This is a genomic window from Gluconacetobacter takamatsuzukensis, assembly GCF_014174275.1.
GTDB classification, from domain to species: Bacteria; Pseudomonadota; Alphaproteobacteria; order Acetobacterales; family Acetobacteraceae; genus Gluconacetobacter; species Gluconacetobacter takamatsuzukensis.
The window spans coordinates 61,239-77,267 of the sequence record NZ_JABEQK010000011.1 but is presented as its reverse complement, the minus strand read 5'-3'; the positions used below and the strand labels follow the sequence as shown (position 1 = coordinate 77,267).

13 protein-coding genes are annotated in these 16,029 nt (G+C 63.1%); 4 read left to right on the top strand and 9 right to left on the bottom strand.

What is annotated here, in order from left to right; all coding sequences use genetic code 11:
* Positions 1 to 22 precede the first annotated feature (22 nt).
* The 6 genes from HLH27_RS13735 to HLH27_RS13710 form a co-directional block, all read right to left on the bottom strand.
* Positions 23 to 2,434 (bottom strand): TonB-dependent receptor, encoded by a 2,412-nt coding sequence (locus HLH27_RS13735; protein ID WP_182950610.1) that lies wholly within the window; start codon positions 2,432 to 2,434, stop codon positions 23 to 25.
* A gap of 198 nt (positions 2,435 to 2,632) precedes the next feature.
* Positions 2,633 to 4,021, bottom strand: a complete 1,389-nt coding sequence (locus tag HLH27_RS13730; RefSeq protein WP_182950609.1) for a purine-cytosine permease family protein — start codon at positions 4,019 to 4,021, stop codon at positions 2,633 to 2,635.
* Between the two features lie 43 nt (positions 4,022 to 4,064).
* A complete protein-coding gene (locus HLH27_RS13725; protein WP_182950608.1) occupies positions 4,065 to 4,844 on the bottom strand; it encodes an amino acid ABC transporter ATP-binding protein in 780 nt (259 codons plus the stop codon).
* Entirely contained in the window at positions 4,841 to 5,551 is a 711-nt protein-coding gene (locus HLH27_RS13720; RefSeq protein ID WP_182950607.1) for an amino acid ABC transporter permease, read from the bottom strand. The genes HLH27_RS13725 and HLH27_RS13720 overlap by 4 nt, the downstream gene beginning before the upstream one ends.
* 9 nt (positions 5,552 to 5,560) lie before the next feature.
* On the bottom strand, positions 5,561 to 6,463 hold the full coding sequence (locus HLH27_RS13715) for a substrate-binding periplasmic protein (RefSeq protein WP_220790421.1): 903 nt from the start codon (positions 6,461 to 6,463) through the stop codon (positions 5,561 to 5,563).
* Entirely contained in the window at positions 6,460 to 7,275 is an 816-nt protein-coding gene (locus HLH27_RS13710; RefSeq protein ID WP_182950606.1) for a phytanoyl-CoA dioxygenase family protein, read from the bottom strand. Before HLH27_RS13710 ends, HLH27_RS13715 begins: the two co-directional genes overlap by 4 nt.
* A 203-nt stretch (positions 7,276 to 7,478) precedes the next feature.
* Here HLH27_RS13710 and hisC point away from each other — a divergent pair, with 203 nt between their 5' ends.
* From hisC to HLH27_RS13690, 4 genes are read left to right on the top strand one after another with little or no spacing between them, the layout of a single operon-like run.
* Complete coding sequence (gene hisC, locus HLH27_RS13705) at positions 7,479 to 8,633, top strand: histidinol-phosphate transaminase (RefSeq protein ID WP_220790419.1); 1,155 nt, start codon at positions 7,479 to 7,481, stop codon at positions 8,631 to 8,633.
* Positions 8,634 to 8,641: 8 nt separating this feature from the next.
* Positions 8,642 to 10,033: an FAD-binding oxidoreductase gene (locus HLH27_RS13700; protein ID WP_182950605.1), complete on the top strand. Its 1,392-nt coding sequence runs from the start codon at positions 8,642 to 8,644 to the stop codon at positions 10,031 to 10,033.
* Positions 10,030 to 10,575, top strand: a complete 546-nt coding sequence (locus tag HLH27_RS13695) for a HutD/Ves family protein (RefSeq protein ID WP_275943917.1) — start codon at positions 10,030 to 10,032, stop codon at positions 10,573 to 10,575. The genes HLH27_RS13700 and HLH27_RS13695 overlap by 4 nt, the downstream gene beginning before the upstream one ends.
* Positions 10,576 to 10,593: 18 nt before the next feature.
* Entirely contained in the window at positions 10,594 to 11,544 is a 951-nt protein-coding gene (locus tag HLH27_RS13690) for an isopenicillin N synthase family dioxygenase (protein WP_182950603.1), read from the top strand.
* Positions 11,545 to 11,559: 15 nt separating this feature from the next.
* On the opposite strand, the gene HLH27_RS13685 is transcribed toward HLH27_RS13690, so the two are convergent.
* The 3 genes from HLH27_RS13685 to hutU are packed head-to-tail and all read right to left on the bottom strand — an operon-like array spanning position 11,560 to position 15,962.
* Positions 11,560 to 12,717 (bottom strand): alpha-hydroxy acid oxidase, encoded by a 1,158-nt coding sequence (locus HLH27_RS13685; RefSeq protein WP_182950602.1) that lies wholly within the window; start codon positions 12,715 to 12,717, stop codon positions 11,560 to 11,562.
* A 6-nt stretch (positions 12,718 to 12,723) separates the two neighbouring features.
* Positions 12,724 to 14,271, bottom strand: a complete 1,548-nt coding sequence (hutH, locus tag HLH27_RS13680; protein WP_182950601.1) for a histidine ammonia-lyase — start codon at positions 14,269 to 14,271, stop codon at positions 12,724 to 12,726.
* A 5-nt stretch (positions 14,272 to 14,276) separates the two neighbouring features.
* Positions 14,277 to 15,962: a urocanate hydratase gene (gene hutU, locus HLH27_RS13675; protein WP_182950600.1), complete on the bottom strand. Its 1,686-nt coding sequence runs from the start codon at positions 15,960 to 15,962 to the stop codon at positions 14,277 to 14,279.
* Positions 15,963 to 16,029 lie beyond the last annotated feature (67 nt).

Genomic DNA, 16,029 nt, shown 5'->3' with positions numbered 1-16,029 from the left:
GCCCGATTGACGATCACAGGAGTCAGAAATTGGCGGTCAGCGAGCCGAAGAACATGCGCGGTGCGCCGACCAGGAACGACTGATAGGCCAAGGCGCCGCTGTCTATGTTCAGCGGGTTGCCGTTTTCGCCCATCGTCGCGATGTAGTGGTTGTTCTGCAGGTTGGCCACGCTGAAGGACAGTGTCAGGTCCTTGACCGACCGGATGCTCCGCTGGACGGGTTTCAGCCTGGTGAGGTTGTACTGGATGCCGAGGTTGGAGAGCCAGTAGGCCGGCGCTTTCACGTCGCCCGTATAGCTGAAATTCCGCTTGCTGTTGTAGCTCGCGTCGATATAGGCGGTCAGGCCGTTCCAGTCATAGGACAGGCGCGTCTTGTACATGTAGCGCGGGTAATTGACGATTTGCGCGCCCTTGAGATGGTAGACGGTGCCGGCTTCGGTGATGTTGTTGTCGTAGGTCGCGTGATTATAGCTGAAGCTGTTGGTGAACATCAGGTTGCGGATCGGCATGAGGGTCAGCGCGGCATCCGCGCCGTTCATCGTTACGCCGCCGACATTGGCCACTGTCGAGAACGGATTGACCGCGGAACCGGAGGTTACCTGCTGGAGACGGTTATTGAAGTTGGTCCGGTAGCCATAGAGCGACAGGCCCACGCGTTCGCTGGAATAGCGATAGCCGACCGCGTAGGTCCAGTCCGTTTCCGGCCGGAAGGACGATTTTCCGGCATCGAAGGCGCCTTGCGTGACGGCGAAGGGTGAGGCGCACAGCTTGTATCCGCATTGCGCGTAGGTATGAACATTCTCGGAAATGTCGAAGAAAAGCTCGTTATGTTTCATGAAGTGCCAGTCCGCGCTGATATGCGGCAGAAAGGGCTTTGCGGTGGTCAGGCCGACGCCGCTGGCGAGCTGCGTTCCTGCGCCATAATAATCGGGATTGGCATAGCCGTTGCCGACGCGCGTCGTGCTGAGAACGGATTTGAAACCGAAATGCAGCGCGAGATGCTCGATCGGATGATAGGTATCTTGAACGAAAGCGGTGAACGTATTGGTGTTGTAGTCCTGATTGAAGATTTCCGCGAACGGGTTCTTCCAATAATCCAGCGGATTGGGCAGGACCGAAGTGAGCTTGCCGTCGACGATATTTGGCATTGAGAAATCATACTGGGGAGAACGGTAATTGTTGTTCTCGTACCACACGCCGCCGCCGAGCTGGTTATTTTCGGTATCATAATGGATACGTGACAGGATGCCGAAACGCTGGATCGCGGGTGCCTTTCTCAGTTCCGAAAGAGGCGATCCATTGGGGGATGGGTAGTAGGGTGTCGTCCATGTGGATTGGTTGGTTTCGCCGTGTCCATAGGCCGTCGTGTCCCACAGGAGGTGGTCCGTGAGTTGCAGATGGGCGCGGATGCCGCCCATGTAATCTGCGCTGTTGAGGGTCGCGTCGTAATAAGCGGAATCCTCGGGGTCTTCCAGGCCTGCGAACGAGGACGGGAAAATGCCGTTTGCGGCGTTGATGGCGGCCTGAAGGCCGCTCTGCTTGCCGTTATAGTAGTTCGTGACGTTGTAGCCGACCTTCTGGATGACTTCGGGAGAGGCGTCGGGGGTCGAGAACTGATGTTCGTCCGCCCAGTCGAAATAGGCGGAGAGGAAGCTCTCGGCGCCGAGGGGCTGGATGAGCTTTGCGTTGACCTGCTGGACGAACTGGTCGCCGGTGCCTTTCCAGATCTGGCCGTCCTGGCGGCTATAGGATGTGTAGAAGCGGGTTCCGGTCCGGTTCAGGTCGCCGCTGTCGAAGCGCAGGAACGTGTGGTAATTCGCATAGCTGCCGAAGCCCTGGCTGATGGTGCCGCCCAGCTTGTGCGATGGATCGCGCGAGACATAGGCCAGGGAGCCGCCGAGATTGCTTGTGGAGGCAACCTCTTCGGCGCCGGCAGACTGCGACACGTCGATGCGTGCGACGTTTTCGGACGAGATCGCGAGGAGCGTATTCAGGCCGTTGTAATTGCGCAGCGACTGTTCGCCGAGGGGCATGCCGTCCAGCGTGAAGCCGATTTCCTGCTGCTGGAAACCATGCATGAAGAGCTGCTGGGACCAGATGTCGATGCCCTGTGGTTCGGCCGACTGGAACATGACGCCGGGAAGCTGCGAGAGGACTTTCAGCGGATTCGTGCCGGCGGGTGCCTGCGAGAGAAGCTTCTGGCTGACCGTGACCAGCGCGCCGCGCGTGATGTGCGGGGCCCGGACGTCGTAGGTCTCGGACGTCGAGCTGAGATAGATCGCCGGCGTCTGCGCGGACGCGGGAGGTTTCGTCGGGGCGGGGGCGGCCTGTGTCTTCGTGGTCTGGGCGACCGGGCTGTGCTTCGCAGCGGTTCCGGCTTTCGTCGAAGCATCGGTCTGCGCGGAGGCTGCTGCCGTACCGATCGAAATGAGCATGGTGGAGAACAGGCATAATTTCGATAATGGCATTATTTGCATATTTATCCACCCAATAGGTCATGCAATCGGCTTCACGAGCCTTGCTGTGATGAGCTGGTGCAATTCCCGAAAGCCCGCCGAGGCGGCTTTGCTGCTCGTTTGGAGCCTAAGATGTCTATACGAGTATAGTCAATGATATTCGTATCGGAAATGAAATCAGGTGGATTTCGGTGCGAGACGTACGGCCGCCGCGTATGCGAGGCCCGTCAGGGACAGGCCGAAGACCCATGACAGATCGGCGCCCCCGAAAAATCTTGCGACAGGGCCTTCGTACAGCGCGTTGGCCAGGAAGGGGATCTGGACCACCAGGCCAAAAACATAGGCCGCGAGCGCCGGGATGTTGAAGCGGCCATAGATGCCACCGTCTGCGGCGAAGAAGGAGGGAATATCGTAGCTGCCGTGGCGCAGGATATAATAATCGACCAGATTGATGGCGGACCATGGCACCATGATGGCCATCAGCAATTCCAGAAAACCCGCGTAGGCGGCGTCGAACTGTGAAGCCATCGCGATCGCGACGACCAGCGAGACGATGAGGAGGCCGGTCGTTACGCCGATTCTCCAGCCACGGCCGAAATGTCTTGATGGCACGACCGTCTGGAAGACCGTGATGGAGGAAAGCGCGCCGCAATAGAGATTCATGGCGTTGGCGACGATGATGCCAAGCGAAAGGATGCCGAGCACCGGGGCGCCCCATGCGCCAAAGGCGCGCGTCAGGACCGTCGTGACGTTTGCGCCCGTCACGACGCCGACAAGCATGGCGATGAAGGAGCCCAGAACGCAGCCCCAATAGGTTGCATGGAAAGCCTGACGCTCTCCGGCCCTGCTGCTGGGCAGATAGCGCGAATAGTCCGAGACGTAGGGGGCGTATGCGATCTGCCATAGCGCGGCGATGGACATGGCCCCGAGAAAACCAGGGATCGTGTCATCGCCATCGGAGAGCCACCACGCGGCGGTATGCGGGACGCTCATGAACGCGACGCCGAGACAGGCGAAGACGGCCCCGCCGCATAAAAACGCGGCGAGGCGTGTGGCGCTGTGGATGGCGCGGTAGCCGAGGACCGCCGGGGCGAGCGAGAGCAGGGCTACGGCGACCATGCCCGGCGTGCCATCCAGTCCGTGAACGATCGTGGACAGGCCCTGGGCGCCGAGGACGAGGTTGGATGCCGAAAAGCCGAGGAACATGATGACGATCAGCGCCGTCATCGGAGCGGCGCCGAGCATGCCAAATTGCGCACGGGACTGCACCATCTGCGGAATGCCCAGATGCGGCCCCTGGGCGGCATGGAGCGCCATGAAAAGACCCCCGACGAGATTGCCGACGATGGCGGCGACCAGTGCGGTGAGGGGCGTCAGATGGAAGGTGCCGCGCATCACTCCGCCTGTGGTCACGGTGAGCATGGTCATGTTCGCGCCGAACCACAGACCGAACAGATCCTTCGCCCGCCCGTGACGCTCGGAGGCTGCCACGGGGTAGATCGTCTGGAACTCCACCCCTGCTTCCGGGAGATGATGGGGGACGGTCATGGTCGGGCACTCGGTCATGTTCACCTGCGTCGAAGTCTCGGGAAGGGGGGCGGCATGGTGCTTAATGTGCGGCCGCGTCCATGAAGGACTGGATGCGGGACGGGGCTGTGTCGCCAAAGAGAAGCGCGGGCGATCCGCTTTCGGCGATATGGCCGTCGGCGCAGAAATGGATCGTCGTCGCGATGCTCTTCACGAGACGCATGTCATGGGTGACGATCAGCATGGTCATGCCCTCGGCCGACAGATCGCGCATCACGCCCTGCACCTCCTGCACGAGTGCCGGGTCGAGCGCACTTGTCGGTTCGTCGAACAGGATGAGGGCTGGAGACATAGCCAGTGCGCGGGCGATCGCCACGCGCTGTTTCTGGCCGCCGGAAAGCTGGTCGGGGTAGAACTCGGCGCGTTCCAGCATGCCGACCCGGGCGAGGCAGGCGCGGGCGCGGTCTCGCGCCTCGTCCCTATTGCGGTGCAGGACGACCATCTGTCCTTCCATGACATTTCCGATGACCGTGCGATGCGAGAACAGATTGAAGTGCTGGAACACCATCGGCATCCGGGCGCGGGCATGCTGGAGGGTGCGTTCCGGCGCGATGTGGAAGATGTTTCCATCTTCCGAGCACAGGCGCTCGCCGAAAAAGGTGATCTCGCCGGAATCGGGGCGTTCGAGGAAGTTGATGCAGCGCAGGATCGTCGATTTGCCGGCGCCGCTCGGCCCGATCAGGCAGGCGATCTCGCCCTGGTGGATGGCCAGGTCGACACTCTTGAGGACGGGTGCGCCGCGGAAGGATTTGCGAAGCTGGCGTACCAGCAGGACGGGAGAGGATGGCGAGAAGGAGGTCAACGTGCGCCCTCCTTGTCCATGGTCAGAGGGACGCTGATCGTGCCGCGCCGGTTGGTGGGTGCCAGCCGGACCTCGATGTGACGGATGATGCGTGCGCTGACGAAGCTCATCACGAAATAGATGATCGCCACCATGATATAGGTGTTCATGCTGTCGAACGTGTCGGAAATGACGATCGTCGCGTGGCGCAGCAACTCGTTGACCGAAATGAACGAGACGAGCGAACAGTCCTTGAGCAGGGCAATGAAATAACCGCCGAGCGTGGGGAGGGCGGCCAGGCCGGCCTGGGGAATGACGACGCGTCGATAGACGGCGACGGGCGACATGCCGAGCGAGATGGCGGCGGCCTTCTGGCCCGGATCGACCGCCGAGATGGCGGCCCGGAACACTTCGGAGAGATAGGCTGCCAGATTGAGTGTCAGCCCCGCAATGCCGGCCCAGAACGCGCTGAGGACGATCCCGGCTTCAGGCAGCGAGAAATAGATGAGCAGAAGCTGCACGATCAGCGGCGTGTCACGCATGATTTCGACGAAAATGTCCATCGGCAGGCGAAGCAGGCGCCGGGACGACAGGCGCCCGATAGCAAGGAAAAAGCCCAGAGCGGTGCCGAGAACCATCGAGATGAGTGAAAGTTCGATCGTGACCAGCGCGCCCTTGAGAAGGAACGGCAGGTGTTCGGGAACCTCGAAAAAGAAGAAATTATACATACGGCAGGCTCAACCTTTTTCGCCGGTTCCGATTTTTTCGTCCGGCGGGGCGGGGGGCGTCTTGATGAGGTGATCCTGCTGCGGCTCCCACACGCCGTAACGCTTGAGGATCGTTCTGATCGTGCCATCTTCCCGCATACTGTCCAGTGCGACGTTGACGGCCGCGAGCAGGTCGGGGCAGTGCTCGGGCACAACCACGCCCTCGCTGCCGAGGCGATAGGAGGCGCCGGCTTCCGCCGTGGCCCAGCGCGGCTTGGGTGTGTAGAAAACCGGGCCGCCGACGGTGCGCAGCCCCTTGAAATGCGCCTGCTGGGCGTGGAGCGTACCCTGGTCGACAACGACCGCATCGATCTGGCCATTATGCAGCGCGAGGAACGGATCGCCGAACGTGTCGTAATCGGCGACGGCCGCGCCGATGCCGTGCTCCACAAGGCGATGCGCCGTGGCGGAATCGTTGGTGCCGAGAACCGAGCCGATGATCTTGCCTTTCATGTCGGCAAGGGAGTGGATCGGCGAATTCTCGGGTACGATGATATAATCGTACAGCATGAAATAGGGCGACGAAAACAGGACGTGCCCCATCACCCGACGTTCCTGGGTGATGTTTACGTCCGACAGGACGATGTCCCACCGTCCGGCCTTGAGGCCCGGCACCATGGTCGACCATTCGGTGATCATGAACTCCGAACGCGGCAGGTTCATGCGGCGCGTCAGTTCCTGAAGGATGTCCGCGTCGATCCCGTGATAGACGCCGTCGCGATCCTGCCAGAGCGAGGGGTGCGCGCCGAGCAGGCCGTTGCCCACGCGCATGACGCCGGCTGCCCGGACATTGTCGAGACAACCCGCCACGGCGGGTTGGGACAGGAGGCCGGCAGATATGGCCAGCGCGGAGAAGAGGGGGGACAGGGTCACGCGCGCGCGGGATGCAGGACGGGAAAATCGTCGCCGATGAGCGGATCGCCATCCTGGAGGGCAAGATGGGAGAAGGGTGGTGAGCCTTTGCCGCCCCGGTCGGCGAAACGGGCGTCGTCTCCGACAAGGCGCGCGGAGAAGACGCGGCGGCGGTCGATTGCCCCGATCGTTGCGGCAGCACCGTGTATGGTCCCGAAATCGAACGCCACGGCGTCGCCGGGTGCCATGTCCCATGCAAGAATGCGGTAATTTTCCCGGTTGGCATCGATGTCGGGCATCGGTTTGCTGTCGTCATCGGCATAGAGCGGGGTGCCGTCAAAGCGCATGGGCTTGTGGTCCCGACCCCATTTATGGGAGCCCGCCACACATTCCAGCGCGTTGGCTGCGGGAACGGGGTCGAGCGGGATCCAGAAACTGACTGTCTGCGGCCCCCGAGCGCAGTAATAGGGCAGGTCCTGATGCCATGGCGTCACCAGGGATGTGCCGGGTTCCTTGACCAGCACATGGTCATGGAAGAACCGGACCTGATGGGCGCCCATGAGCTGTGCGGCGAGCAGGCCGATATCGGAACGTTCCACAAAGGTCCGAAACTCGGGAATGCGTTGCCAGTTGCACAGGTCCTGGAAGAAGGGTGCGGAGCCTTCGGGCTTGTAAGAGCGTTCCAAAGGGCTGGGATCGGCCATCAGGCGGTCAATCCCGGCGCGCAATGTGTCCACCCAGGGGGCGAACGCGCCACGCAGCAGCACGGCGCCATAGCGGCGGAAGGCCGCGATCTGCGAGGCCGAGAGAGGCGTCAGTTCGGTCGATGACATCGTCCTGGCAACTCCTGCATGGCGGAAACCAGCTTCGAGCCTATGTTGTCTGTACAAGAGAGGTCAATCGTCTTTCGAAACGAGGGCGCACTTTTTGTTTCGTGTCGATATGTCTCATCGTAACATGCGAAAACGTTTCGATCATGCTCGACCTCTGCGTATTCCTGTGCTTGTATATACGTGATTGCACAGGAGATACGGCCATGCCGTCCGCCCCCCCGTCTTTGCACACGCCGATTGCATGTCGCCCGGAAATCGCGCGGTTGCCGCCTTATAATGCGGGGTTGGGCACGGAGGCCGTCAAGGCGCGATATGGGGTGGCTTCCGTGGTGAAGCTCGGCAGCAACGAAAATCCCTATGGACCGCCGCCGGGCGTCAAGGCCGCGCTGGCCGGTCTGGTGGAGCAGGTCGCGCTGTATCCCGAGGCCGATGTGAAGCTGCGCAGCCTGCTTGCCGCGGAACTGGGAGAAGCCGAGGCGCGGATCGTGCTGGGCAATGGCTCCGAGCAGATCATCCGCATGATTCCGGAGGCTTATGTCTCGCCGGGAGATCGGGTGGTGACGGTCGTCCCGTCATTCGGGCTGCATATTCTGGATGCCGAGGCGATGGGGGGCGTGGTCGAGGCTGTGCCCGTGACCAGAGATTGCGCATTCGATCTGACCGCCCTGATCGAGGCGGTATCGAAGCCGCTCAAGATGCTGATCTTTGCCAATCCATCCAATCCTGTTGGCTGTATGATGGGCGAGGCCGATCTGCGTGCGCTCATCGATGCGTGCCCGCAGGATTGCCTGATCGTCGTGGATGAAGCCTATCGCGAATATGCCGAGATCGACCCGGCCTATCCTCAGGCCCGCGAGATCCTGCGTGCCCAGAGTCGTCCCTGGATCGTTCTGCGGACATTTTCCAAGGCTTACGGGCTGGCGGGACTTCGTATCGGCTATGCCGTCGCCTCCTGCGAAGAGATTGCCCGCACGCTGGGCACGGTGCGGGATCCGTTCAATACCAATATCGCCGCACAGCTTGCTGCCATCGGGGCCTTGCAGGGCATGGAGCATGTCCGCCAAGGCGTCGAGCGGACGGTGCGGGACCGCGAAGCGGTGCGGGAAAGGCTGGAGAGGCTGGGTCTGGCCGTTGCGCCGTCTCTGGGCAATTTCCTGTTTTTCCGCACCGCCGTGTCGTCCGGTGAGCTTGCCGAGCGTCTTCTGCGCCATGGCGTGATCGTCAAGCCATGGAAGGAGACGGGCTACACGAACTGGACGCGTGTGAGCATTGGGTTGCCCGAAGAAAACGAACGCTTTCTTGCGGTTCTTTCTGTCGTCCTTGAGAGTGTCGCCGCACAAGAAACCGTGGAGGCCTGACAGACATCATGAGCACGGACAGGATCGAAGCCGCCATTGCGGAACTGGCGCTGCATTTCGGGGACCGCTTGTCGCGTAACATGTCCGTGCGCGAACTGCACGCCCATGGGGAAGGCTATCACGCGCAGCATTTCCCGCATGCGGTGGTCTTTGCCGAGAGTACGGATGAGGTTTCCACCGCGTTGAAGATCTGCAATGCCCATCGCGCGCCGGTCATCGCCTTTGGCGGCGGTACCTCCCTGGAAGGGCAGCTAAATGCGGTTGCGGGGGGGATTTCCGTCGATCTCTCACGCATGACGGCGGTGCTCGAGGTCAATGTGGGCGATCTGGACTGCCGCGTGCAGGCCGGAGTCACCCGGCAGGCGCTCAATGCCTATCTGCGTGACGAGGGGCTGTTCTTTCCCGTCGATCCGGGCGGGGAGGCGACGATCGGTGGCATGTGCGCGACGCGCGCATCGGGCACCGGGGCGGTGCGGTACGGCACGATCCGCGAGAATGTCCTGGGCCTGACCGTCGTGCTGGCGGACGGGCGTGTCATGCGGGTCGGCCGTCGCGTGCGCAAATCGGCCATGGGCTATGATCTGACCCATCTCATGATCGGTTCGGAAGGGACGCTTGGCCTCATCACCGAGGTGCAGCTAAGGCTGCATGGCATTCCCGAGATGATGGCCGCCGCCGTCTGCCAGTTCGAGACGCTGGCGGACTGCGTCGAGACGGCGGTGCAGGTGATGCAGATGGGTGTGCCGATCGGGCGCATGGAACTGCTCGACGACGTGCAGATGGATGCCTGCATCGCTTATTCGAAGCTGGAGGGCTATCGTTCTGTGCCCACGATGTTCTTCGAGTTCGCGGGTGGTCCGGCGTCGGTGCGCGAGCATATCGAGACGGTTGAAGCCATCGTCGCGGAAAATAACGGCTCGGCCTTCCAGTGGAGCACGCAGTTCGAGGAGCGGGCCGCGCTGTGGAAGGCGCGCCATGCCGTCTATTGGGCCTGCCTGGCCTATCGGCCGGGCTATACGGGTATTTCCACCGATGCCGTCGTGCCGATCTCGGCCCTGACGGACATGATTCTCGGGGCGAAGAGCGATATCGAAGCCTCGGGCATCACGGCGCCCATCGTTGGCCATATCGGTGACGGAAATTTTCATACGGTCATGCTTGTGCCGCCGGGGGCGGACGGGATCGAGAAAGCCCATGAACTCGACCGGAAGCTGATCGCTCGCGCCTTGTCTCTCGGCGGGTCGGCAAGTGGCGAGCATGGTGTGGGGCTGGCCAAGATGGAGTTCATGGCCGATGAGCACGATGAGGTTGCACTCGATATCATGCGTACGATCAAGAAGGCGCTTGATCCCAACAATATTCTCAATCCTGGCAAGATGCTGCCGCCTCTCGCGTCATGACGGTCGTGGTCTCGCCCGTGACGTCCTTTCCCGCTCGCCCGTGGCGCAACGGACGTGGCATGACGCGCGAGATCGCGGCCGGCTCGGGCTGGCGGGTCAGTCTGGCGGATATTGACGTCGATGGCGCGTTTTCCACGTTTCCCGGGCTGAAGCGTCGCCTTGCACTGGCCTCGGAGGGGCGGCTGACGCTGCATGGTCTGTCGCCGGACCCGGTTTGCCTTCAGGTGCCGGGCGAGATCGTCCGCTTTGATGGCGAGGCGGCCGTATCGGCATGCTGCCATGGCCATGCGGTGCAGGCTTTCAACCTGATGGCGGAAATCGGCGCGCAGGCGGACCTCGCATGTCACCGCGATCCGTTTACGCTGCCGTCCGGCGTGCGTTTCTTTCTCCTGCCGCTTTCCGGCTCGTGGCGTGTCGAGGCAGGGACCCGGAGCATCGTTCCCGGTGCGATTGCCACGGGACAGATGGCGGCGCAGCCGATCTCCGTATCCCTTGATGGAGGGCCGGGATGTCTGGTCGCGGCTGTTCTTCACGCAACCTGATTTCGATGAGGGCAATTCATGAGTGAGGCCGCTTATCTTCCGATCATCGACCTTGGTCCGGCGCGTGGCGGCGATTATGCCGCGACCGGCGCCCTGATCAGTGACGCTTTTTCCACGTCGGGTTTCTGCTACATTCGCAATCACGGTATTCCGGAAGAGCTGATCCGGTGCGCCCATGATGAGGCACTCGATTTCTTTCATGCACCGATGGAAGAAAAGCTTGCCTGCAAGCCGAAAGAGGCTGTGCGCGGGTTCAATGCCCTCAATCGCACGACGATGTATGGCGCGGAGAATCCGGATTACAAGGAGTTCTACCAGATCGGTCTGGAGCTGCCTGCGGATGACCCCGTCGTGCTGGCCGGGCAGCCTCTCCGCGGTCCGAACCAGTGGCCCGCGGATCGGCGGGCGTTCCGCGAGGCGATGGAGGCCTATTTCGAGGCGGCTGGGATCTGTGGCCAGCATCTGCTGCGCGCCGTGGCCTGTTCGCTGGGGATCGCGCCGGATTTCTTCGTGTCCAAATACGTTCGTCCGCTGCAAAGAACGCAGGCGATCTGGTATCCGCCGCATCCGCCGGAGCGCGAAAAGGACCAGTTCGGTGTCGCGCCGCATACGGATTATGGCTGCATCACGCTGCTCTGGCAGGATGGAACCGGCGGCCTGGACGTGCAGGGGGTGGATGGCCAGTGGGTGCCTGCGCCGCCCATTCCGGGAACGCTGGTCATCAATATCGGCGATCTGCTCTGTCGCTGGTCCAACCGGCGCTACAATTCCAACATGCACCGTGTGACCAATCGCTCGGGCAGGGAACGTCTTTCGATCGCGACGTTCTATGACCCGGATTATGACGCCATGGTCGATCCGCGCGACCTGAACCTGCCCGAGGGCGTGGAAACGCTGTTTCCACCCGTCTCGGCGGGGGATTACATTATTGGCCGGATCCGGGATTCCCAGAAACCGAAAATTGCCTGAGCGGTTGGTTCGGACCTATCCGAGCGGCCAGAGCGCCGCTCGCCCGGCCGTGCGCACGGCGTCGATGTCGCACAGTCCGGCCAGCGCCATGACGTCCCGCACTTCGCGTTCCAGACGGTCCAGAACCGCGTCCACCCCCCGCTCGCCGTGCGCCGCCAGCCCCCATGCCCAGGGGCGCCCGAACGAGACGGCTTTTGCGCCAAGCGCGAGGGCCGTGACGACGTCTCCGCCCCGGCGGATGCCGCCGTCGAGGATGATATCGATCCGCTCGCCCACGGCTCCGGCAATGGCGGGTAATACGTCCAGCGTGCCGGGTGCCGGGTCCATCTGGCGGCCGCCATGGTTGGATACGATGATGCCGTCCGCCCCGCGTTCTGCCGCACGCAGGGCATCGTCGGGATGCATGATGCCCTTGACGATGAGGTGGCCGTTCCAGAGATCGCGCAGCCATGCGAGATCGCTCCAGTCCAGCGCCGGGTCGATCTGCGCGGCGACGTCGCGCGCCTGTGCCATGACGCCGCGTGCGGTCGTGTAGCGGTCGATATTGGCGACTGTATTGCCGCCATGCGTGATGGCGCCCGACAGCCATGCGGGACGTTTCAGGAGTCCGGCCATCTGCGCCACCGTCGGGCGTGCGAGATGGCGGAAACCGTTGCGGACATCGCGTTCGCGGACCGGTGTGAGAGCTGTGTCGATGGTGACGATCATGCAGGACATGCCGCAGGCTTTCGCGCGTGCCAGCATGTCGCGGGTGATGGCGCGATCGCGCATCACGTAGATCTGCGCCATGAGATCGGCATTGGTGGCGGCCACGGTTTCCATGGCGGCGACGGAAAAGGTGGACACGCCCATGCCGATCGATTGCCGGCTTGCGGCCCTGGCAGCGCCGGCCTCGCCATGGGCGTGGAACATGCCCGCGAAGCCCACTGGTGCGAGAAAGAAGGGAAGGCGCCATGTGCGCCCGAAGCAGGTTGTCGTCAGGTCGATGGATGAAACGTCACGCAGCCCGCGCGGCGTGACGCCCCATTGTGTGAAGGCGCGGCGGTTGCGATGCAGCGTGCGTTCCCCATGTGCACCCCCGTCGATATAGTCGGCGAAGAGTCGCGGCAGACGACGGCGCGCTTTTCGTGCCAGATCGAAAAAAGTGCCGTCGTCGATGCCGTTTTTGATCATGAGCCCTTACGCGGCCTCGACGCCGGGAAGTGCCAGCGCGCCGGCGACGATCCGGGTCAGGAGGCCATCGGCGATCAGGCTGTCCGCAATTTCCATGTCCGGCGTGAACAGCCGGTCCTGTGCGAAGAACGGGACATGCTCGCGCAGGAGTGCTGCCGCCGCCACCAGGGGCGAGGAGGAGGTCAGCGGGGCAAGGAAGTCGAGGCCCTGCACGGAGGCGAGATATTCGATGCCGAGAATGGTACGCACGTTGGCGTTGATGTCCCCGACCCGCCGGGCCGCGAATGTGGCCATCGACACGTGGTCTTCCTGATTGGCCGAGGTGGGCAGGCTGTCCACACTGGCGGGGTGGGCGAGTGTCTTGTTTTCCGATGCCAGGGCGGCGGCCGTCACCTGTGCGATCATGAAGCCGGAGTTCACGCCGCTATCGTTGACGAGGAAGGGCGGCAGGCCGCTCATGCTCGGATCGACCAGCAGGGCGAGGCGACGTTCCGCGATCGCGCCGATCTCGGAAACCGCGATGGCGAGAAGGTCGGCGGCAATGGCGACGGGTTCGGCGTGGAAATTGCCGCCCGAAATCATCTCGTCGGTGTCCGGGAAATGAATCGGGTTGTCGGAGACCGCGTTGGCCTCGATCAGCAGCACGCGCGCGACGTGACGCAGGCTGTCGAGCGCCGCGCCCATGACCTGGGGCTGGCAGCGCAGGCAGTAGGGATCCTGCACCCGCTCGTCATCCACCTGATGCGAGGCGCGGATGGCCGAGCCTTCCATGAGCTTGCGATAGACGGCGGCGCACTCGATCTGCCCCTGTTGACCGCGCAGCGTGTGCAGGCGCGGGTCGAAGGGTGCGTCGGTGCCGCGTGCGGCGTCCAGCGTTAGCGCGCCTGTGACAAGGGCGGCCTGAAACAGGCGCTCGGCATCGAACAGTGCCACAAGGGCAAGCGATGTGGATGCCTGCGTGCCGTTGAGAAGTGCGAGCCCTTCCTTGGGGCCGAGTTCGACCGGCTCCAGCCCGGCCGCTTTCAGGGCCGCTCGGCCGGGCAGGCGCTCGCCGTTGAAAAAGGCTTCGCCCTCGCCGATCACGACGGCGGACATATGCGCCAGCGGAGCGAGATCGCCCGATGCCCCGACCGAGCCCTTTTCCGGGATCACCGGAATGACACCGCGATCGAGCATGTCGAGAAGGAGTTGCACGACTTCCAGCCGCACGCCGGAGAAGCCGCGCGCCAGCCCGTTGGCTTTCAGCAGGAGGATCAGTCGCACGACGCGCTCGGGCATCGCCTTGCCGATGCCTGCGGCGTGGCTGAGCACGAGGTTGCGCTGGAGATCGCGCAGGCGGTCGTCGGGGATGCGCGTCTTGGCGAGCTTGCCGAAGCCTGTGTTGACGCCATAGACGGCCGCCCCGCCCGCCACGATGCGCTCGACGGAACGCGCGGCGGCATGGAGCGTCTCGGCCGTATCGGGGCTGAGGGTGATGCGCGGCGCGTCGAAGACGAAACCGCGTAACGTCGCGAGGTCGAGCTGACCGGGGTGGAGAACGAGTGTCGGCGTCATGGCCTTCAGCCTTTGGTGATCATGGGGAGGTTGAGGCCCTTTTCGTGGGCGCAGTCGATGGCGATGTCGTAGCCCGCATCGGCGTGACGCATGACGCCCGTTCCGGGGTCGTTCCACAGCACACGCTCCAGGCGCTGGGCTGCGTCCTCGGTGCCGTCCGCCACGATGACCATGCCGGAATGCTGGGAGAAGCCCATGCCGACGCCGCCGCCGTGATGCAGCGAGACCCATGTCGCGCCCGAGGCCGTGTTCAGCAGGGCATTCAGCAGGGGCCAGTCGGATACGGCGTCGGAGCCGTCGCGCATGGCTTCCGTCTCGCGGTTGGGGCTGGCGACCGAGCCGCTGTCGAGATGGTCGCGCCCGATGACGATCGGTGCCTTGAGTTCGCCCTTGGCGACCATTTCGTTGAAGGCGAGGCCGAGCCGGTGGCGGTCTCCCAGACCCACCCAGCAGATACGCGACGGCAGGCCCTGGAAATGGATCTTCTCGCGCGCCATGTCGAGCCAGTTGTGGAGGTGTTTGTCGTCGGGAAGCAGTTCCTTGACCTTGGCGTCGGTCTTGAAGATGTCCTCCGGATCGCCCGACAGCGCCGCCCAGCGGAACGGGCCGATGCCGCGGCAGAAGAGCGGGCGGATATAGGCGGGTACGAAGCCGGGAAAGGCAAACGCGTCCTCACACCCGGCCTCGAAAGCCATCTGGCGGATATTGTTGCCGTAATCGAAGGTCGGGATGCCCATGCGGTGGAACGCCACCATGGCCTCGACATGCAGGCGCATCGACTCCCTGGCGGCCTTCTCGACGGCGGCAGGGTCGGTGATGCGCATCTTCTCCGCCTTGTCGAGCGTCCATCCGGCGGGGAGATAGCCGTTGAGAGGATCGTGCGCCGAGGTCTGGTCGGTTACGCCGTCCGGGCGGATGCCGCGCCGGACGAGTTCGGGGAATACTTCGGCGGCATTGCCCAGCAGGCCGACCGAGACGGGCTTGCCGCTCTTGCAGGCGGCGTCGATGATCTCCAGCGCTTCATCCAGCGTGTCGACGCGGCGGTCGAGATAGCCGGTCTGGAGCCGCTTCTCGATGCGGCTTGGCTCGCATTCGACCGCGAGCAGGGATGCCCCGGCCATGACGGCGGCCAGCGGCTGCGCGCCGCTCATGCCGCCGAGGCCGCCGGTGAGGATCCAGCGGCCCTTGAGATCGCCGCCGTAATACTGGCGCCCCATTTCGACGAAGGTTTCGTACGTGCCCTGCACGATGCCCTGGGTGCCGATATAGATCCACGAACCGGCCGTCATCTGGCCGTACATCATCAGTCCGGCGCGATCGAGTTCGTTGAACTTGTCCCAGTTCGCCCAGTGCGGAACGAGGTTGGAATTGGCGATCAGGACGCGCGGGGCATTGGGATGGGTGCGGAACACGCCGACCGGCTTGCCGGACTGGACGAGCAGCGTCTGGTCACTTTCGAGCGCACGCAGGCTCTCGACGATCTGGTCATAGCATTCCCAGTTGCGGGCTGCGCGGCCGATCCCACCGTAGACAACCAGCTCCGACGGCTTTTCGGCGACGTCGGGGTCGAGATTGTTCATCAACATCCGCAACGCGGCTTCGGTCTGCCAGCTTTTGGCTGTCAGCCTGGCGCCATGATCGGCACGGACGACGCGGTCGTTGGAGAGACGGGAGAAGGTCGGACTGCTCATGAGGCTACCCTGACTGTACTTGTATATACATTAATGAGTGCCGCACGACAGGACCCATTGTCAACGA